Annotated in this window: 17 protein-coding genes; 10 read left to right on the forward strand and 7 right to left on the reverse strand. The window is 67.8% G+C overall.

Translation table 11 applies throughout. The features are described from left to right. Positions 1-96: 96 nt before the first annotated feature. A complete protein-coding gene (locus IBJ82_RS02990) occupies positions 97-504 on the reverse strand; it encodes a MerR family transcriptional regulator (protein ID WP_194824388.1) in 408 nt (135 codons plus the stop codon). 55 nt (positions 505-559) lie between these two features. Between IBJ82_RS02990 and IBJ82_RS02995 the strand changes: the two genes are divergently transcribed. From IBJ82_RS02995 to IBJ82_RS03025, 7 genes are all read left to right on the forward strand, one after another. Beyond that, positions 560-1,522 carry an oxidoreductase gene (locus IBJ82_RS02995; RefSeq protein WP_194824389.1) on the forward strand — a complete coding sequence of 321 codons (963 nt, stop codon included), beginning with the start codon at positions 560-562 and terminating at the stop codon, positions 1,520-1,522. Positions 1,523-1,575: 53 nt separating this feature from the next. Next, positions 1,576-1,734, forward strand: coding sequence for a hypothetical protein (locus IBJ82_RS03000; RefSeq protein ID WP_194824390.1), 159 nt, complete (start codon positions 1,576-1,578; stop codon positions 1,732-1,734). Between the two features lie 43 nt (positions 1,735-1,777). Then, entirely contained in the window at positions 1,778-2,473 is a 696-nt protein-coding gene (hemQ, locus tag IBJ82_RS03005) for a hydrogen peroxide-dependent heme synthase (protein ID WP_194824391.1), read from the forward strand. Between the two features lie 125 nt (positions 2,474-2,598). Continuing rightward, positions 2,599-4,470 (forward strand): glycosyl transferase, encoded by a 1,872-nt coding sequence (locus tag IBJ82_RS03010; RefSeq protein WP_194824392.1) that lies wholly within the window; start codon positions 2,599-2,601, stop codon positions 4,468-4,470. Between the two features lie 65 nt (positions 4,471-4,535). Next, positions 4,536-5,114: a TetR/AcrR family transcriptional regulator gene (locus IBJ82_RS03015; protein ID WP_056811177.1), complete on the forward strand. Its 579-nt coding sequence runs from the start codon at positions 4,536-4,538 to the stop codon at positions 5,112-5,114. After that, complete coding sequence (locus tag IBJ82_RS03020) at positions 5,111-6,307, forward strand: NADH:flavin oxidoreductase (protein WP_194824393.1); 1,197 nt, start codon at positions 5,111-5,113, stop codon at positions 6,305-6,307. Before IBJ82_RS03015 ends, IBJ82_RS03020 begins: the two co-directional genes overlap by 4 nt. A gap of 61 nt (positions 6,308-6,368) precedes the next feature. Continuing rightward, on the forward strand, positions 6,369-7,193 hold the full coding sequence (locus IBJ82_RS03025) for an SDR family oxidoreductase (RefSeq protein WP_194824394.1): 825 nt from the start codon (positions 6,369-6,371) through the stop codon (positions 7,191-7,193). A gap of 36 nt (positions 7,194-7,229) precedes the next feature. Here IBJ82_RS03025 and msrB read toward each other — a convergent pair whose 3' ends face one another. The 4 genes from msrB to IBJ82_RS03045 all read right to left on the reverse strand — a co-directional run bounded on the left by msrB (position 7,230) and on the right by IBJ82_RS03045 (position 11,491). Then, entirely contained in the window at positions 7,230-7,667 is a 438-nt protein-coding gene (gene msrB / locus IBJ82_RS03030) for a peptide-methionine (R)-S-oxide reductase MsrB (protein ID WP_194824395.1), read from the reverse strand. A gap of 60 nt (positions 7,668-7,727) precedes the next feature. Further along, a complete protein-coding gene (locus tag IBJ82_RS03035) occupies positions 7,728-9,059 on the reverse strand; it encodes a glycosyltransferase family 87 protein (RefSeq protein ID WP_370585118.1) in 1,332 nt (443 codons plus the stop codon). Positions 9,060-9,143: 84 nt separating this feature from the next. Continuing rightward, on the reverse strand, positions 9,144-10,697 hold the full coding sequence (locus tag IBJ82_RS03040; RefSeq protein WP_194824397.1) for an alpha/beta hydrolase: 1,554 nt from the start codon (positions 10,695-10,697) through the stop codon (positions 9,144-9,146). Positions 10,698-10,729: 32 nt separating this feature from the next. Continuing rightward, on the reverse strand, positions 10,730-11,491 hold the full coding sequence (locus IBJ82_RS03045; RefSeq protein ID WP_194824398.1) for a pyrimidine reductase family protein: 762 nt from the start codon (positions 11,489-11,491) through the stop codon (positions 10,730-10,732). Between the two features lie 35 nt (positions 11,492-11,526). On the opposite strand from IBJ82_RS03045, the gene zapE reads away from it, so the two are divergent. Further along, entirely contained in the window at positions 11,527-12,546 is a 1,020-nt protein-coding gene (gene zapE / locus IBJ82_RS03050; RefSeq protein WP_194824399.1) for a cell division protein ZapE, read from the forward strand. Positions 12,547-12,568: 22 nt separating this feature from the next. Here zapE and IBJ82_RS03055 read toward each other — a convergent pair whose 3' ends face one another. Further along, positions 12,569-13,108, reverse strand: a complete 540-nt coding sequence (locus IBJ82_RS03055) for a GNAT family N-acetyltransferase (RefSeq protein ID WP_194824400.1) — start codon at positions 13,106-13,108, stop codon at positions 12,569-12,571. 97 nt (positions 13,109-13,205) lie between these two features. Here IBJ82_RS03055 and IBJ82_RS03060 point away from each other — a divergent pair, with 97 nt between their 5' ends. Both IBJ82_RS03060 and IBJ82_RS03065 read left to right on the forward strand, forming a co-directional pair. Next, a complete protein-coding gene (locus tag IBJ82_RS03060; RefSeq protein ID WP_194824401.1) occupies positions 13,206-14,714 on the forward strand; it encodes an NAD(P)/FAD-dependent oxidoreductase in 1,509 nt (502 codons plus the stop codon). 63 nt (positions 14,715-14,777) lie between these two features. After that, positions 14,778-15,722: a LysR family transcriptional regulator gene (locus tag IBJ82_RS03065; RefSeq protein ID WP_194824402.1), complete on the forward strand. Its 945-nt coding sequence runs from the start codon at positions 14,778-14,780 to the stop codon at positions 15,720-15,722. Between the two features lie 78 nt (positions 15,723-15,800). On the opposite strand, the gene IBJ82_RS03070 is transcribed toward IBJ82_RS03065, so the two are convergent. After that, positions 15,801-17,756, reverse strand: coding sequence for a hypothetical protein (locus IBJ82_RS03070; RefSeq protein WP_194824403.1), 1,956 nt, complete (start codon positions 17,754-17,756; stop codon positions 15,801-15,803). Between the last annotated feature and the right edge of the window lie 194 nt (positions 17,757-17,950).

The raw sequence follows: 17,950 nt of genomic DNA on the forward strand, positions 1-17,950 counted from the left end.
CCCGATCCAGGCCCCCGGCGTGTCATCGACCACCGTGGCGCTCGGCCGCGGGATCGACGATCTAGCGGTACTCGGCGCGAGGCATGAAACTCGTCGTCAGGTCGGTGACTCGGGGGACCAGACTCCGACCGCGGTTCCCTCTTCGACATGCTTGCGATAGGTGACGACCTTGTGGTGGATCACCGCGAGATCGGCCGTCAGGTCGGCCAGCCTGGCGCGAACCGACTGTTCGTGAGCCTCGAGCAAGGCCAGCCTCTCCCGCTCGTTGCCCGGCCCCGAGCGAACGAGTTCGGCGAAGGTCCGCAAGGTCGCGATGGGCATTCCGGACTCGCGGAGGCGGTTGCAGAGCAGGAGCCATTCGACGTCGGCCTGCGCGTATACGCGCTGTCCACCAGAGGACCGGGGGATGGGGCGCAACAGAAGTTGTTCACGTTCGAAATATCGCAAGGCATGGACGCCAAGGCCGGTGGCTCGCCCGACGTCACCGATGGAGAGACCGTTCATCCCGTCCGTCCTCGCAGCTTGACCTAGATCGCACTCTAGATTTTACCGTCAGCGCATGGCGATCACCCAGCAGCACAAAATCGGTAGCGGGTTCGGCCCGGGTAGCACGGCCGCCGAGGTTGTCGACGGCGTAGACCTGACGGGGAAGACGGTTCTCGTCACCGGCGGCTACTCCGGTCTCGGAAAGGAGGTCACCGTGGCGTTGGTGCGGGCCGGGGCGCACGTGGTCGTGCCTGCCCGCCGAGTCGAAACTGCTCGAAAAGCACTGTGCGACAACGAGGGTGTGGAAGTGGCTGAACTCGACCTGGCCGACCTCGAGAATATCCGGACGTTCAGTGAACGATTTCTCGATACCGGCCGGACCATCGACATCATCATCGCGAACGCAGGGGTCATGGCCTACGGGCAGCAGCATGTCGGGCCGGGCTGGGAAGCGCATTTCGCGATCAACCATCTCGGGCACTTCGCACTGGTCAACCGGTTGCGGCCGGCGCTGGCTCGGAGTGGGGCTCGCGTGGTGACGGTGGCGTCGTCCGGGCACTTCCTGTCCGATATCCGCTGGAACGACCTGCATTTCAGCCGCGACTACGACATCTGGCGGGCCTATGGTCAGTCCAAAACCGCCAACGCGCTGTTCGTCACCCACCTCGACGTGGTCGGTGCGGCGACAGGGATCCACGCCTACTCCGTGCACCCGGGCAGCATTCTCACGCCGCTGCAACGCAATATCGCCCGCGCGGAACAGATCGCGCAGGGTTGGATCGGCAGCGACGGCCGCCAGGCCCAGGGCTTCAAGACCCCTGCGCAAGGTGCGGCGACAGCAGTTTGGGCGGCAACCGCCGCACCACTGGCCGCATACGGCGGTGCGTATTGCCAGGATTGCGATGTCGCCGAACTCGCCATCGGTGACGACATGCTCGTCGGCGGCGTGAAGCCGTGGGCCGTCGATGCCGCTTCGGCCGCGCGTCTGTGGACTCTGTCGAGCGAGCTCACCGGACTCGACAGCTTCTCCGGCTGACCATCGGCGTGTCATCGGACATCGGTGATAGCGGTGCTGCATGATCGCCCGCTGTGACCATTGCCGGTGAGCAGCGCAACGCGCGGAGCCTGATCCTCGATCCCGATCTCGGGCCTGTCGAACTTCACGACGGTGAAGTGACGACCGTGACCTCGGTGTTCGGCAGTGATGAGTCCTCGCCGTGGCGGGCGAGTAGGCCGGTGGCGGACTGAGCCCCAGCGGCGGGCGAAAACGCCGCAGTGGCACCATAGATCCATGGCGCGACTCGACTACCAGGCTCTCAACTCCTCCATTCGATACCTGATGTTCTCGGTGTTCCAGATTCAGCCGGGCGTGCTCGGTGAGGACCGAGCGGGGGCGATCAAGGAGGCGCGGGCGTTCTTCGACGGACTCGCCGACAAGGGTGTGGTGCTGCGCGGGATCTACGACGTGGCGGGGTTGCGGGCCGATGCCGATTTCATGCTGTGGACCCATGCCGAGCGGGTCGAGGATCTGCAGGCCGCGTACTCCGACTTCCGGCGGACCACCGAGCTGGGCAGGGCGAGTGCGCCGGTCTGGAGCAACGTGGCAGTGCACCGGCCCGCGGAGTTCAACAAGAGCCACATTCCGGCGTTCCTGGCAGGGGAGGACCCGGGTAACTACATCTGCGTCTACCCGTTCGTGCGGTCCTACGAGTGGTACCTGCTCCCCGACGAGGAGCGGCGCAAGATGCTCGCCGACCACGGCAAGGCCGCGCGTGGGTACCCGGACGTGCGGGCCAACACAGTGACTTCGATGGCGCTGGGCGACTACGAGTGGCTTCTCGCGTTCGAGGCCCCCGAGCTGCACCGGATCGTCGATCTGATGCGTGACCTACGGGCCACCGAGGCGCGGCTGCACGTGCGCGAAGAGGTGCCGTTCTTCACCGGACCGCGCGTCGAGGTCGAACAGCTGATCACCGCACTGCCGTAGCGGCGCGGACACCGAAGGCCCGATCATCAAGCGGGCCTTTCTCATTGGCCTGATGTCGCCGCGGTCTTGAGCTCACGTATCGTGAGCGGGCCGATTGTGGCTATGAGGGTGAGAGAGATTCGCGCGTGGTATCAGGGTGGGGAACGGACCGGACCGAAGAGGGCCGATCCGCGATAGCGGCTATCGATCGAAACGCACCGGAAACGGTTGAGTCGCGCCGCACTCCGGCGCAGTGGCTGCGCTCGGCGCGCACCGATCTGATCGTCGCCGGTTGCTACCTGTCGCTCGCGGTTTTCGTACTCGCCGGGCTGTGGTCGAACCCCCGTAGTGGGTACCTGAGCAAGAGCGACCAGGACCAGACGCTTTTCGAGTGGTTCAATGCCATCACGGCACGAAACATCACCCACCTGGCGAGTCCGCTCAGCACAGAGCTGCAGAATTATCCCGACGGCGTGAACATGATGGCCAACACCCTCATGTACGGCTGGGGGGTACCGTTCACGCCTGTCACCCTGCTTTTCGGGCCAACCGTCACTTTCGTGTCGGCGCTCACGTTCGGCCTGTCCGGCACGGCGTTCGCCTGGTATTGGGCGTTCTCGCGCGAGCTGGTGACCTCGAAATTCGCTGCGGCCGTTGGCGGTGTGTTCTGCGGCTTCGCGCCCGCGATGATCGCGCACACCAACGGGCACGCGAATTTCGTTGTCCTGGTGTTGCTTCCGATCATCGCTGTGCAGGTCATCACAATGGCGCGGCACGCGGAGAACGCCGTCGGGGCGCGACCGGTATGGCAACCGCGCGCCGCCATTGTGCTCGGACTGCTGGTCGCGCTGCAGCTCACACTGGGTGAGGAGCCGCTGCTGATCTTCGCGCTCGGCTTCGCCGTCTTCGCCCTGGCCTACCTGCGCACCCGGAGCGCCATCGTGCTCGCGCTGCGCGCGACGGCCCCGTCGGTACTGCTCGCGGCGCTGATCACGCTGACGCTCACCGGTTTCGGGCTGTGGTGGCAGTTCGCCGGACCGCAGTCGTACCGATTCATCGGGATCGGCCGGGTCGGCAACGACATTCTGTCGCTGTTTCAATTCTCGCCGGAATCGGCGGGCAGCATGTTCTCGTTCGGCCCCGATGTGAGCATCAATCCGACCGAGGACAACGCCTATTTCGGTTGGCCACTCCTTCTGCTCGTCGCCGTGGCCGTGTTCTTCCTGCGGCGCGAGCGCATCGTGCGGGCCGCCGGGATCGTCATCGTGGTGTTCACGACGCTGTCGCTCGGCATTGTGCTGTCCTTCGACGGCGTCGTGCGCTTCGGCGACGGTGACTTCGCCATGGTGCCGATGCCGTGGCTGGCCTTCGGGTGGATCCCGCCACTGAACGGGATCATCGAATCACGGTTCGCCATGGCGGCCATTCCGGTCATCGCGATAATCCTGGCCGTCGGCACCCAGCGGGCGATCGAATCGTGGCGCACGTCCGCCTCGATGCGGCGGCCCGTGGCCTGGTTCGGCGCCCTGACCTTCGCGTTGCTGCCCATCGCGCCGACCATGCTGCCCGTCGAGGAACGCCCCGCGACGCCCGCGTTCTTCGCCGACGGCACTGTGCGGCAGTATGTCTCGGGCGGCTCGGTGGTGATCGTGCCACCGCCCACCTCGGCGGACGCCATCGCGCTGCGGTGGCAGGTCGACGCCGACTTCGCCTTCCCGCTCGCGGGCGGCTACTTCGTCGGCCCGAGCGGTGCGGACCGCAGGGCCGGTTATGGCGCCGACCCCCGGCCCACCGCGGTTCTGCTGATGCTGGTCCGGATGTTCGATACGGCTCCGGTCATCGACCGAGCTCTGCGCGAGCAGGCCCTCGCGGATCTGCGTTACTGGAGCGCCGATGTGGTGGTGCTGCCGCCGACACAGAGCACTGACACCCTGCGTCGCACTGTGGACGACCTGCTCGGCATATCAGCCGAGCAGGTGGACGGCGTATGGGTGTGGGACGTGCGCGGTCTCGTGTGACTGCAACCGGGCATTGATTCAATCAGTGATTGAAATACCGATTGAAACGTGTTTCACTTCTGGGTATGGTCGATGAGGTCAAGACGGGGACGCGGCAGCGACTGCTGATCGCCGCCGAAACACTGCTGCTGACCGAGCCGTACGACGAGGTCTCCGTGCGCGGCATCTGTGTCGCCGCCGGTGCGAACGCCGCCGCGGTGCACTACCACTTCGGATCGAAGGAAGCCCTGGTCGGTGCGCTGATCGAGGACCGGCTCGGACCACTGTGGGCCGATGGCCTTGCCCGCGCGAGCGCCGGACGTGACTCGCTCCCCGCCGTCGTCGACACGATCCTGGCCCCCTTCGTCCAGCTCGCTGGAGATCCCATGGGCCGCTTGCACCTTCGACTGTTGTCCAGGTTCGTGCTCGGACGCCATCTCACGACGTGGCGGGGCCCGTGGTTTCGGATGGGCACGTGGGTCACGCTCCTTCCTGAGGTGAGTGACCGGGAGAGCCGCCGTCGGTGGATGCTCGCCTTCGATCTGATCATCATGCGTTTCGGCAGCCCCGAAATCGAGGAACACGGCATGGCGCAGCCGGACCTGGAGACGCTGCGAGATTTCGTGGTGGCCGGTTTGACCGCGCCGACGGGAGAACAGCTATGAACGACATCTTCGCACCGGCCCAGCTGGGTCCGATCACCCTGCGCAACAGGGTGATCAAGGCCGCGACCTTCGAAGGCCGCACGCCGGACGCCCTGGTCACCGACGAACTGATCGACTTCCATCGGGAGGTCGCCGCCGGCGGTGTCGGCATGACCACCGTCGCGTACTGCGCGGTCGCGCCCGGCGGTCGCACCGATCGGCATCAGATCTGGATGCGCCCGGAAGCGGTTGCGGGACTGCGGAAGCTGACCGATGCCGTGCACGCGGAGGGCGCCGCGGCCAGCGCGCAGATCGGTCATGCCGGACCGGTGGCCAACGCTGCCTCCAATCGAGTGCCTGCGCTCGCGCCGAGCCGGATGTTCAACCCCCTCGGCATGAGATTCACCAAGACTCCCACCATCGCCGAGATCGCCGAAACCGTGGCCGCGCACGCCGAGGCCGCACGCCTGGCCGAGCAGGCCGGATTCGACGCGGTGGAGATTCACCTCGGCCACAACTATCTGGCCAGCGCGTTCCTGAGCCCGCTGTTGAACCGGCGCAAGGACGCCTACGGCGGATCTCTGCTCAATCGGGCTCGAATGGCGCGTGAAATCGCCTGTGCGGTAAAGGATGCCGTGGGTGATCGGATCGCGGTCACGGCCAAGATCAATATGGAGGACGGCCAGGCCGGTGGCCTCACCGTTCCCCAATCGCTCCAGGTGGCCGCCTGGCTCGAGGCCGACGGCGCGCTCGACGCCCTCGAATTGACCGCAGGCAGTTCGCTCCTGAACCCGATGATGTTGTTCCACGGCACACCCCCGCGTCGTTCCTTCGCGAAAACCCTGCCCAACCCGGCCCGCATGGGGTTCCGCCTGGTCGGGAAGTCCTTCCTGAAGGAGTACCCGTACCAGGAGGCCTACCTGCTCGAGCGGGCCCGCCACTTCCGGCGAGCGCTGTCGATGCCGCTGATCCTGTTGGGCGGCATCACAAATCTCGACACCATGCGCCTGGCCAGGACCGAGGGCTTCGAATTCGTCGCCATGGGCCGGGCCCTGCTGCGCGAACCGAATCTGTTGCGCCGCATCCAATCAGATGAATCCACGCACTCGGCGTGCGTGCACTGCAACGAATGCATGCCCACCATCTACTCGGGCACGCGCTGCGTGTACCGCCCCACCCTGTCGCGCGAGCCGATCCAGCTGACACTCGGCTGAACACACCCGACGGAGGAGGCACACCATGCCCGCCATACAGCGAACAACGGGGAGATCGCGCATGCGGATCGAGGGCAGCGTCTTCGTCGTCACCGGAGCCGGGAACGGCATCGGACGATGCGTCGCAAGGGAGCTGATCGCCCGCGGCGCGTTCGTGGTCGGCGCTGATCGTGATGAGCAGGCGTTGGCGGCCACCGCCGCACTGGTCACGGACCGTGAGCGCTTCACCGCCTACCCGATCGATATTTGCGACCGTGCCGCCGTGGCCGCGTTCCCCGGCAGTGTGATCGCCTCCCACGGGCGAGTCGACGGCCTGTTCAACATCGCGGGAATCGCTCAGGAACTTCAGACCGTGGCCGACCTCAGCGACGCCCGGATCGAGACGCTGATGCAGGTGAACTTCTTCGGCGCGGTGTGGATGTCGCGGGCCTTCCTCCCGCATCTGCTGCAACGCCCCCGCGGCGTCATCATGAACACCTCGAGCCTGTCGGCGATCGTTCCGGTGCCCGGCTCAGCGGTGTACGGAGCGTCGAAGGCTGCGCTCGCCCTGTTCAGCTACGGGCTGGCGCAGGACTTGCGTGGCCGCTCGAATGTCACGGTGACCACGGTGCTTCCAGGTTCGGTCTGGACCGACCTGGTCCGCAAGGTAGCCCAGCAAATGGGTGCGCCCGAGTGGCTCGCCAAAGGATTCTCCGCCCAGCCAGAGCAGGTGGCGCGCCGCATCGTCGATACGACCGCGAAGGGTAAGGGCCGTGTCGTGATCGGCAAGGACGCCCGCGTCTACGACGCTGTCCGGCGGCTCAGCACCCGACTGGCCGATCGGCTGTCCTACTTGCAGGTCGGCCACGGCGTTTATCCCAAGCGCACCGCGACCGCCCGCAACTGAAGCCACACCTGGCCGCGGTGGATGGATCTCCAGCCTTCAGCTGGTCGGCCCCTCCGCAGGGTGCAAGCGCAACGAGATCGAGTTGATGCAGTAGCGCTGGTCGGTGGGGGTGGGGTAGCCCTCGCCCTCGAAGACATGTCCGAGGTGGCTGTGGCAGTTCGCGCAGACCACCTCGACCCGGCGCATACCCAAGGTCTCGTCGGTTTTCAGGATGACCGCGTCGGAATCGGCGGGATCGAAGAACGACGGCCACCCGCAGTGGGACTCGAATTTCTCTGTGCTGCGGAACAATTCGGCGTCGCAGGCGCGACAGGTGTAGACGCCCTCGGTCTTGGTGTCGGTGTATTCGCCGATGAACGGGCGCTCGGTGGCGGCCTCGCGCAAGACGGCGTATTCCTCGGGGTCCAGTTTCGCCCGCCATTGCTGCGGCGTCAGCTGGATGCGCGGCGTGGGCAACGAAGTATCAGAACTCATGGCTCCACGCTAATGGTTTCGGCCGGTGCGCGCCGTGAGCGGTGCGTCACCGGCCGATAACTACTTGAGTGCGGGCTCGCGGTCCTCGACCGGCGCCACCGGATCCTCGCGGTGCGGCGGGTCCTGCGCGACCGGTGCGACGGGCGCCGGTTCGTCGGTGCCGTCGCGCGAATCGGGCGCGCTCGCGATCCAGGTCGGGTCGATCCCGAACTGCAGCCTGCCCTCGCGACGTGCGGCCAGATACCGGTCGCCGAGCACACAGAACACGACGATGAGCAGCAGTCCCCAGCCGAAGGTCACCCGCAGGTATTCGAGGTTGCGGCCGACGCCCTGCCAGCGATCGGAGAGCCATTTGTCGTAGGTCATGAACCCGAAGATCGCCAGCCACGCGGGCCAGTTGCGCAGCACGGAATTTCGTAGCACGACGGTCATCAGGAACGGGAAAACCATCATCGAGTAGTACATCTGGCCCAGCGAGGGCAGCAGGAACCACGCGGTGAGCAGCACGCCGGAGAACGTGGTGACGAAGAACAGCTCGTCGTGGCGGTAGTAGCGCCACAGCAGCCACAGCGACACCGCCACCACACCGGCCATCAATACCTTGACCAGCAGGATCAGCCAGTCCGGCAAGCCGTAGTAGAGCCCGTTGCCACCGACCGAACTGTTGAAGTAGTCGCGCGTCTCAGCCAGATACGGCAGAACTCGGGTGAAGAACTTCTCGGGGTCCGCCGACAGCGGCCAGGCGATCGCGGTGAGCGCCAACGGCACACCGAGCGCGGTGATGAACACCTTCCACTGGCCGCGAACCGCCGCAACCAGCAGCAACGGCGCCAGTGTCGGCTTCACCGCGATGCTCAAACCGAGCGCCACACCGGCCCAGAGGTCCCGACGCGCCAGCAGCAGCGTGATGAACACCAGCTCGGCCAGCAGCAGGCAGCCGTTGACGTTGGTGAAGACCAACGTATTGGTCACCGTCTCGGAGGCGAACATCGCCAGCAGCAGCGCGGGCGCGGCGATGGAGCCGATTCCGAACTTGAACAGGCGAAGCAGCAGGTACCAGGCGAGCAGGATCGCGGCGGCGTTGAGCCCGATGAACAGCCAGCGCGACAGCTCGTAGTCGATGATCGCCACCGGCGCGATCAGCAGCGTCCCGCTCGGATAGTAGAGATAGTGCGGATCGACCGACGAGAAGTCGGCGGTGTACAGCGGCCTGCCGTTCAGGAACTCGAACGAGGCGTTGTACACCGGCCGATAGTCGTCGGTGACGAAGCCGTTGATCGCCTTGATGAAGACGCGGTTCAGCACCATCATGACCGCGAAGGGCCAGAGCGCGAACTTGATCACCTCGGCGGAGGTGCGAGCGGTACGGGGCTCGAGCTGTCGGAACAACACTGGGGCACGGTACACCGGATCGGGTTGCGATGGTGTCGCCGGACCCGGATGACGCGCCGGAACCGGGCGGTTGCCCCGACCGGATCAGGCGGGGCAGGCGCCGCCGTCGGCAGGCAGTTTCGCCTCCGCGAGGTAGTCGGTGACGGCCTTCTGCGCGCACCCGGAGTGGGTGACGACCGGATGCCCCCAGCCCTGCCAGGTCATCGTGGCGTGCCGGGCGCCCGCCGAGCCGAGCGCGCCGGTCACCGAGGCGGCCGCCCCGCCGACGATCGGATCGGCGGCACCGGCGAACACCAGTACCGGCAAGTCGAGTTTCGTCGGCAGCGGCGCCGCGGTGGAGACCGGCCAGGCCGAGCAGACCATCAACCCGATGGCGGCATTGCGCCCGAAAACCGGATATTTGCTCGCCCACGTCTCGGCGAGTTCACGAGCCTTGTCCGCGGTCGGGGGCTGCTGACTGTCGGTGCACCGGTTGACGAACTCGCCGTCGGAGGTGATCGCGGCGGCCTCGCGCACGATCATTGCCGACAGCGGTCCGCGATCACCACGGTCGGCGGCGGCCAGGACGTCGGCCAGTGCGGTGACCCGATTCGCCTGGTCGCCACGGGGACTTGACAGGAAACCGGTGAGCGCGGTCGACAGGTCCGCGGTCGAGATCTCGCCGAGCCCGCCGCTGGCCGCCTTGTTCATCAACGCCACGACCGCCGCCCGCGGATCGGCCCCGAGTGCGCAGTTGGCGGCCTTGCAGCGCTGCGCGAACGCGGTGAGCGCCGCCTCGGCGCCGGTCACGCGCGCCTCGGCCATCGTGGTGGCGTCGGCGCCGACCGGTTCGGGGGCGTCGAGCACGAGTCGGGCCAGGTGGTCGCCGTAGCGGCGGGAGTAGCTCAGGGCCACCTTGGCGCCGTTGCCCGCGCCGAGCAGATTGATCTTGTCGACCTGCCACTGCTTGCGCAGCTGTTCGATGTCGTCGGCGGCGTGCGTTGCGTCGAACGTGCCCTCGTAGGGCTGCAGGAAATCCCGGCAGGCGATGGTGGCGTCCTGGCTGAAGCCCGCGACGGCGCCGACCTGATCGGCGTTGCCCACCCCGGTCTGGCCCAGGTCGGTCATCACCGCGCGCAGCTGCGCCGGAATGCAGTCGATGGGCTGGGAGGCACCGATGCCACGCCGGTCCACCGCGACGATCGGCTGCGCGGCCAGCAACGCGCTGTTGGGCCCGATCGCCAGACCGGCCAGCGTCGACGCCGACGAACGGTCCGAACCGGAGGTGAGCACCAGCGGGGCCGCGTCGGCGGGGGTCTGCGGCAGACGGGCCCGCAGGGCGCCCGCGCGGAAGGTGCCGAGCACGGTGCCCGCGGTGTCGATCGGCGTCGAGAACTCGGCGCAGTCGAGGACCAGACCCGCGGGGGCGGCGCCGAAGTCGAGCGAGCTCAGGGTGGCCGCGGTGCAGTCACGCCAGGCCAGATCGGTCTTGGGCACCTCCGCCTTGGCCAGGTCCTGCGGCGCCGGTGCTTCGGTCTGGGCGCCACCGGCCCCCGGGCGCTCGACCGCGACGACAGGCCGATCAGACGGTCCGGCCCCACAGCCCGCGAGCATGATCGACAGTGTCGCGGCCGTTGCCGCGGCCCGAGTCCAACGCATGCGCTACACACTGCCAGGTTCGGCGCCAGGTTTCATCGACGGGCCCAGCGGGCCAGGACGGTGCCGTCCTCGGCGAGCACCAGCTGCTTGCGGGCCATCGGCAGGTCGAATGAGCTCGCCGACAGCGAGATTCGCCCGCCCGCGCCCCCGACCAGCATCGGGGCGGTGGTCAGGCACAGTTCGTCGACCAGGCCTGCCTCGGCCAGCTGCCCGAACAGGTGCGGTCCGCCTTCACACAGCACCCGGTGCAGACCGCGCTCGGCCAACACCCGGATCAGCGCGGCGGGCATGATCGCGACCTCACCGGCGATCACCACCTGTGCGCCCGCGTCCTCGAGGGCGCTGACCTGTGCCGGGTCCGCATGCCTTGTGGTGATGATCAGCGGTGGCACCTCGGCGTCGGTGAAGAATTTCGAGCCGGGATCGAGCTTGGCGGAGGCGGTGACCACCGCGATCGGTGGCGGGGTGCCCTCGGGGTGACCGCCGATTCCGTGCCGGTGGTGCGCGATGCGCCGTTGCGGGTCCGTATGCGCGCCGCCGTAGTTCTCCGCGCGCAGTGTGCCCGCGCCGATGACGACCACATCGGCCAGCTCGCGCAGGACCGTGAACACTGTCTTGTCCGCTTCGGTGCCCAGCCCTTCGGAAACACCGTCGACGGTGAACGCGCCGTCGATGCTGCTCACGAAGTTCGCCCGCACCCAGGGACCGTCCAGATGCCGCGGATAGGCATAGCACCTGGCCAGTGCGTCGGGGTCGAGGTCTGCGAGCTGGGTCACATTGTGGATACGCTGCATAGGGATCGATGCAACCACGTCCGTACCATTTGTCCATGCAAGAACGCCTTGTCGATCGCCATCCGGAGGTCCCGGCCGACCAACTCGTCGCGCAAATGGTGCCCCCGCCCATGTTCGACGAGGTCAGCTTCGCCTCCTACATCCCCGACCCCGAGGAACCGAGCCAAGCGGCCGCGGTAGCCAAGGCGGAGGAATTCGCAGGTCAGGTGGCGAAAATCCACAAGGCTGCCTCGAAGAAGAGCCTCTTCGGCAAGAAGAAGGCCGTGTCGGGCGCCGGCCTGTATCTCGACGGCGGCTTCGGTGTGGGCAAGACCCACCTGCTCGCCTCGATCTTCCACAGCTCGCCGGCGCCGAAGTCGTTCGGCACCTTCGGCGAGGTCACCAACCTGGTCGGCGCGCTGGGCTTCAACAACGCCGTCGAACGGCTCTCCGCCAACAGCGTGCTGTGCATCGACGAGTTCGAACTCGACGATCCGGGCGACACGATGCTGGTCTCGCGACTGCTCACCGAGTTGTCGGCCCGTGGCGTCTCCATTGTGGCGACGTCCAACACGCTGCCCGGCCAGCTGGGCGAGGGCCGTTTCGCGGCATCGGACTTCCTGCGCGAGATCAAGAAGCTCGGCTCGATCTTCGATCCGGTCCGCGTCGACGGGCCCGACTACCGCCACCGCGACCTGCCGCCCGCCCCGGAACCCACCTCGAACGAGTTGCTCGTCGAGCGTGCCGCGACCACCCCGGGGTCCACGCTCGACGAATTCGACGTGCTGCTGAAGCATCTGAGCACCCTGCACCCGTCCAAGTTCGGTGCGCTGATCCAGGGCGTGGCCTCGGTGTTCATCTCCGACGTGCACACCGTGACCGATCAGGCCGTCGCGCTGCGCGTGGTCGTGCTGGCCGACCGTCTCTACGACGCGAGCATCCCGGTGACGGTCTCGGGCGTCAAACTCGACGAGATCTTCTCGAAGGAGATGCTCGACGGCGGCTACCGCAAGAAGTACCTGCGCGCGATCTCGCGTCTGCTCGCGCTGTCGCGTTTCGAGGCTGGTGTCGTCTAGCGGCTGGTGCCGCAGTGCAGGCCTAGAGCGCGCGTTCGAAGACGAAATCGGAATGCAGCTGGCTGCCGACCATAAAGGTCTTGGTGCCCACCTGCCGAAAGCCGTGCTTGGCGTAGAACTTCTGCGCGCGTTCGTTGGCCTGGTTGACCCCGAGCCACACCGCGTCCGCGCCCGCCAGCCGCGCGGTGTCGACCGCGGCCTCCATCATCGCCCCGGCGACGCCGCTGCCGTGGTGTCCGGGCAGCACGTACATCTTGCTCAGCTCGACCACCGCCCCGGCGTTCACCCGTGCGGCGACCTCGGGGTCACTCGGCCTGCCCTCGACGAGCATGGCGTAGCCGACGATCTCGTCACCCTCCACGGCCTTGAGCACTGTCCTGGCCGGGTCGGACAGGTATTCGCCGAAACGTTCGCCGGAGAGCATCTGCTCGAGGAAGATCTCGATGTCAGCCGCGGTGGCCTCGGGTGGGCAGGCCAGCGGAAAGGTCGCGGCGGCGACATCGCTGAGCGCCTCGGCGTCCCAGAGCCCGGCCCGGTCGACGACGACGGAACTGTTGGTCATCCTTCCAGTACAGCACGGCTCGCTTCAGCTGCGATGGGACTGTGGGCCGATACAGTGCGGTGGCACCGGGCCTACCTTGCCGAGTACTGTCCTGCGCATGACGAGCGGTAGCCGCATCGGGATCGTCGGTGCGGGAGTGGCGGGTTTGGCCTGCGCGAAGGTATTGAGTCAGGCGGGTTTCCCGGTCGAAGTCTTCGACCGGGCCCCCGACGTCGGCGGTGTGTGGAGTGCCACCCGCCGGTATCCGGGACTTCGCGCGCAGAACAGCAAGGCCACGTACGCGTTCAGCGATCACCCGATGCCCGAAGATTTCCCCCGCTGGCCCGACGGTCAGCAGATGCAGGCCTACCTGGCCGGATACGTGCAGGAGTTCGGCCTCGGCCCGCACCTGCGCCTCGGCACCGAGGTGATGGCGGCCGACCCGGTCGACAGCGGCTGGTTGCTCGAGATCCGCGACGAGAGGGGCGGGCACCGCACCACCTGCGATCACCTGATCGTCGCCAATGGTGTCTACAGCGACCCGGTGCTGCCCGACCTGCCGGGCGCTGCGGCTTTCCGTGCCGCGGGCGGGCGACTGTGCCATGTCTCGGAGTTCCACGATGTCGAGCAGGCGCGCGACCGCTCGGTGGTCGTGCTCGGCTACGGCAGGTCCGCCTGCGATGTGGCCGAGGCCGTCAGCCATCTCGCCGACGAAACCACCGTGGTGGCGCGCAGACTCACCTGGAAGATGCCGCGCAAACTCGGCTTCGGCGTCGACTACGAGCGCCTGCTGCTGACCCGCGCGGGTGAGGCGCACTTCCCCTCCCGCTTCCCGCACCGCGCCGAACGACTACTCGACCGGCTCGTACTGCGCCAGGCGAACATGGACCTGCTGCAAGAGCGGGTGACGCGCAAGCTGCGGCTGCGTGAGCTCGACCTGGTGCCGACGGGCCCGATCTCCGAGATCGGCACCAGCAGCGCGAGCTTGGCCACCGAAGGCTTCACCGAGCAGGTCGAGGCGGGCCGGATCAGCGTGCACCGCGACACCGAGATCACCGAACTGATCGGTGGGCGGCACGGTCCCGCGGTGCGCCTGGCCGACGGCAGCCTGAAACTGGCCGAGATCGTCGTCTGCGCCACCGGATACCGGCAGGAGGTGCCGTTCCTCACCCCGTTCGTGCGGCGCGCCCTCACCGACGAGATGAGCGACTTCCGGCTCTACCGCCACATTCTGCCGGTGGAGGTCCCCAACCTGAGCTTCGCCGGCTACAACAGCTCCCATGTGAGCGCGCTCAGCGCCGAGGTGGGCGCGCATTGGATCGCAGGCTTGCTCACGGGCAGGTTCGTGCCGCCGATGGCCGAGCTGATGAACAACGAGATCGACGCGCGCCTGGAGTGGTCGCGCGAGCGCAGCGACGGAAACCACGCGCACGGTGCCTCGGTGGTCCCGTTCTCGCTGGCCAATATCGACGAGATGCTCGACGATCTCGGCACGCCGCTGCCGTTGATGTCGAGGCTGGCGCAGTGGGTGCGACCCGTGCGGCCGTCGTCCTACCGCGGGGTGCTGCGCACTCGCGCGGTGGCCGCTCCCGTGGCGCCCACACCGGCGCCCGTAGCCGAGCGATAGCCGACACGCCGGATCGCCGTCGGCAACGCCGACGGCGATCGGTGCGTTGGTGATAATCCTCGCGTGGACGCGCTGGATCTGAACCTACTGCTCGCTCTCGACGCGCTGCTCGACACCAACAGCGTGACCGAGGCGGCCCGGCGACTGCACACCTCGACCTCGGCGATGAGTCGCACCCTCACCCGACTGCGCGAGGTGCTCGGCGATCCGCTACTCGTTCGCTCCGGCAGGCAGATGGTGCCGACGCCGCGAGCGCTGGAACTGCGCCACGATGTGGCGAGCCTGGTCGATCAGGGACGGTCGTTGCTCACCGCCCGCGATGGGCACGGACCCGGCAGACACCGCGACTTCGTGGTCCGCGTCGGTGATTCGGTGGGCGCCCACCTGTCCGGTCCACTGCTGGCAGCGGTCCACGCCCAGCTGCCAGGGGTGACGGTGCGGCTGCTCGCGGCCGACGCCGCCGACGGCGCGGTAGCGCTGCGTGACGGCCGGGTCGACGTCGAAGTCGGCATGATCGGGCAGACCGATCCGGAAACGGTGGTCAAGCGTCTGTTCACCGATCGATGGATCGGCGTCGCCGCTCCCGATCACCCGTTCGCCACTGACCGCCCCACCGTCGCCGCCTACGCCTCGGCGCGCCATCTGGAGGTTTCCCCCACCGGTCGCACGCACGGCCCGATCGACGACCGCCTCGCCCTGCACGGGCGAACCCGCCGAGTGGTCGCCACCGTCGCCGACCTGCCCACCGCGCTGCTCACCCTCGCCTCGACCGAATTGGTCTGCCCCGCACCGGAACTACTGTCCCGAGCCGCACGCACCGCGCTCGGCCTGGCGATGTTCGAGATCCCGCTGCCGCTACCGGCCCCCGTCGTCGCCATGGCCTGGCATCCGCGCAACACCGCCGACGCGGGCCATCGCGCCCTGCGCGACCTCATCGGCGCCGTTGCGCACGAGGCCCCGAAGCCGGACGTCGATCCGGGTCTCGTCCCGCTGGCGACGTCCGCCTGACGCACGCGGCGCGCTCGTCAGCAGTTCGCGCGGGGCGAAGCCGGAACTCTCGTCTGCCTCGCGTGGCCGGAAGACGGCTCAGCCGAGGTCCGGGGTCGGCGGTCCGAAAACGTCACGGCGGCCCGGCGGGAGACCGGCCGAGCGTTTCAGCTCGTCGAGCATGGCCTGCAGCTTGTCGACGTGGGCGGTTTCGATGTCGAAGGCGCGGTAGGTACCGGTGACTGTGATCCCGGCTGAATCGGTGGCGGTCGGCGGAATCGGGTCGGCGACAGGGCGTTCGAGGGGATCGGACAGGCTCGACGACAGGCCACGGCCGGTCGGCAGGCCGAGAGTCGGCGGATCGGCGACGTCCGGGTGATCGTGATTCGTGAGTGCCGCGTGACTCGTGAGCGGTGCGTGGTCCGGCCTGCCGTTGTGGCCGGGCAGCCCGCCGGTGTTCGCTGGTCGACTCGGGGAGGCCGGGCTGTCACTGATATCCGGTGCGCCGTTGACGTGCGAGGAGCTGCCGATGCGCGGCGGATCCACCGAGACGTGGTTCGACTGGGTGGTGAGTTCTGTCGGTGGAGTGAGACGTGGGGGCGGGCCCGAAACGGTCTGCGGCCCGGGGGTTTCACCGGTGGTCAGGCGGTCGTGCGGGGTGAAATCGTCGAACAGGGATTCGGCCCGGCGTGTGGAGCCGGTGGTGAACCCGTTGCGGGCGTGTTCGTTTCGGTCTATGGGCGCGGGTTCCTCGGTGAAGGACCAGTGGATGCCGTTGGCGGTGTTGCCCCCGGACCTGGCCTCCGCCGATGTGACACCATTCCCGTTGCTGGACAGCCTGTCCGGTGAGGGAACGCCTAGTCGGTCGCCTCCGGTGGCTTCACCCTCGGTCGGCTTCTTGACCGGGCGGGCCCGCTCGATACCGGCATCGGAGCTGATTTCCCCCGTCAACGGATCTCCGGCGTCTGCCTCGGTCCGCGCGGCCTGTGCTTCGACCGGTGAGCCCGAAACATGCTTCATCGCACCGGAACCGATGCCGAACCCGTTGACGCCGCCGATCGTCACGTCACCCTCGCGCACGACGGTGCTCACATCCGCGCTCCCCGGCAGGGTCGCGATCGCCGCGGTGTCACTCCCCGACGCTGCGCCGTTGTCCGCGCCATCGGGGCCTGACGTGGGCGCGCGATCCTCGGAGAGCGCCGTTGCGGTGCCCCTCGTCGAGGCCGACCCGCTCGGTCCGGGCGTGCGCTCGACAGCCGGTGCCGTCAAGACCGTTCCGATCACCGCGGGCACCGGGGTGCCGTTGCGTGGCGACGCGATGTCACCGGCCACACCGTGGGCGGCGCCGTTGGTCCCGTTGGTCGACGTCGTGTTGCCGACCGATGCGGCCGCGACCCTCTCTCCGGACGGGCTGCCGGTCGACGCTGCCCCGCTGAGCCGTGTGGGCGCGGGCCGCCGACTCGGCGTCGGCGCTTCGCCACCGGCGCCGTTGCCGCCGGCTGTGACGACCGGATCGCTGTCGAACGAGGTCGGTTGACCGAAGGGCGCCGCCGCCTCGGTGCGCGGGACCGGCGTCGCGGCCAAGGCGGTGGGATCGCCGAGGTGGTCGGTGGTCGGCCGGGCGGGGGAGCTGCGGCGTTCGAGCGGGGGCCGCGAGCCGTCGTCATCGCGGTTCCGGTGGGGCGGTAAGGGATCGGAAGGCCTCTGATGGTCATCTAGTCCATCGGTGGCGCGTTCGGCGGCCTCCGCGGCTTCGCGGACCTCGCGGCGGCTGCGCGTGCCCCGGACCGGACGGCCCGAATCGGGCTCACCGTCGTTGTCGAGGGCATCGAGGCGAGAGCTCAGGCGTGAAATGTCCTGTGACGCACGGAATGCCCAGGACTCCAGGCGCCTGATCCGGATGTGGTCGGGCACATCCTCGTCGACCGGAAAGGTGGGTACATCGAGCTGGACCCGCGCGGCGACGATATCGAGCTTGTCGCTGACCTCGCGCAGCGCCGTGGCGATGCTCGCCAGCATCGACCCGATGGATTCGTCGTGCTCAGCGTGGTTCATGCACACCCTACTTCCCGTGGTCGCCCGAGCGTGCCCGCCTCGGCCGCAGCGATCATATCCATCGGGGCGACAGCACGTGATGTCGTCACTGCCTACGCGACGCGCCGAACTGATTCGCAATCAGGATGAAACGGACAGGCAACAGGCGGGTCTTTGTATCGAAATGATCAAGATCTAGGCGTCTTTATGCGACG

Origin of the sequence: Nocardia sp. XZ_19_231 (genome assembly GCF_015355705.1) — a bacterium.
Lineage (GTDB): Bacteria > Actinomycetota > Actinomycetes > Mycobacteriales > Mycobacteriaceae > Nocardia > Nocardia salmonicida.

Coding starts and splice junctions, on each gene's coding strand:
- IBJ82_RS03060 (WP_194824401.1), top strand. CDS start 13,206: ATGACGAGCGGTAGCCGCATCGGGATCGTCGGTGCGGGAGTGGCGGGT.
- IBJ82_RS02990 (WP_194824388.1), bottom strand. CDS start 504: ATGAACGGTCTCTCCATCGGTGACGTCGGGCGAGCCACCGGCCTTGGC.
- zapE (WP_194824399.1), top strand. CDS start 11,527: ATGCAAGAACGCCTTGTCGATCGCCATCCGGAGGTCCCGGCCGACCAA.
- IBJ82_RS03055 (WP_194824400.1), bottom strand. CDS start 13,108: ATGACCAACAGTTCCGTCGTCGTCGACCGGGCCGGGCTCTGGGACGCC.
- IBJ82_RS03020 (WP_194824393.1), top strand. CDS start 5,111: ATGAACGACATCTTCGCACCGGCCCAGCTGGGTCCGATCACCCTGCGC.
- IBJ82_RS03015 (WP_056811177.1), top strand. CDS start 4,536: ATGGTCGATGAGGTCAAGACGGGGACGCGGCAGCGACTGCTGATCGCC.
- IBJ82_RS03025 (WP_194824394.1), top strand. CDS start 6,369: ATGCGGATCGAGGGCAGCGTCTTCGTCGTCACCGGAGCCGGGAACGGC.
- IBJ82_RS02995 (WP_194824389.1), top strand. CDS start 560: ATGGCGATCACCCAGCAGCACAAAATCGGTAGCGGGTTCGGCCCGGGT.
- IBJ82_RS03070 (WP_194824403.1), bottom strand. CDS start 17,756: ATGAACCACGCTGAGCACGACGAATCCATCGGGTCGATGCTGGCGAGC.
- hemQ (WP_194824391.1), top strand. CDS start 1,778: ATGGCGCGACTCGACTACCAGGCTCTCAACTCCTCCATTCGATACCTG.
- msrB (WP_194824395.1), bottom strand. CDS start 7,667: ATGAGTTCTGATACTTCGTTGCCCACGCCGCGCATCCAGCTGACGCCG.
- IBJ82_RS03040 (WP_194824397.1), bottom strand. CDS start 10,697: ATGCGTTGGACTCGGGCCGCGGCAACGGCCGCGACACTGTCGATCATG.
- IBJ82_RS03045 (WP_194824398.1), bottom strand. CDS start 11,491: ATGCAGCGTATCCACAATGTGACCCAGCTCGCAGACCTCGACCCCGAC.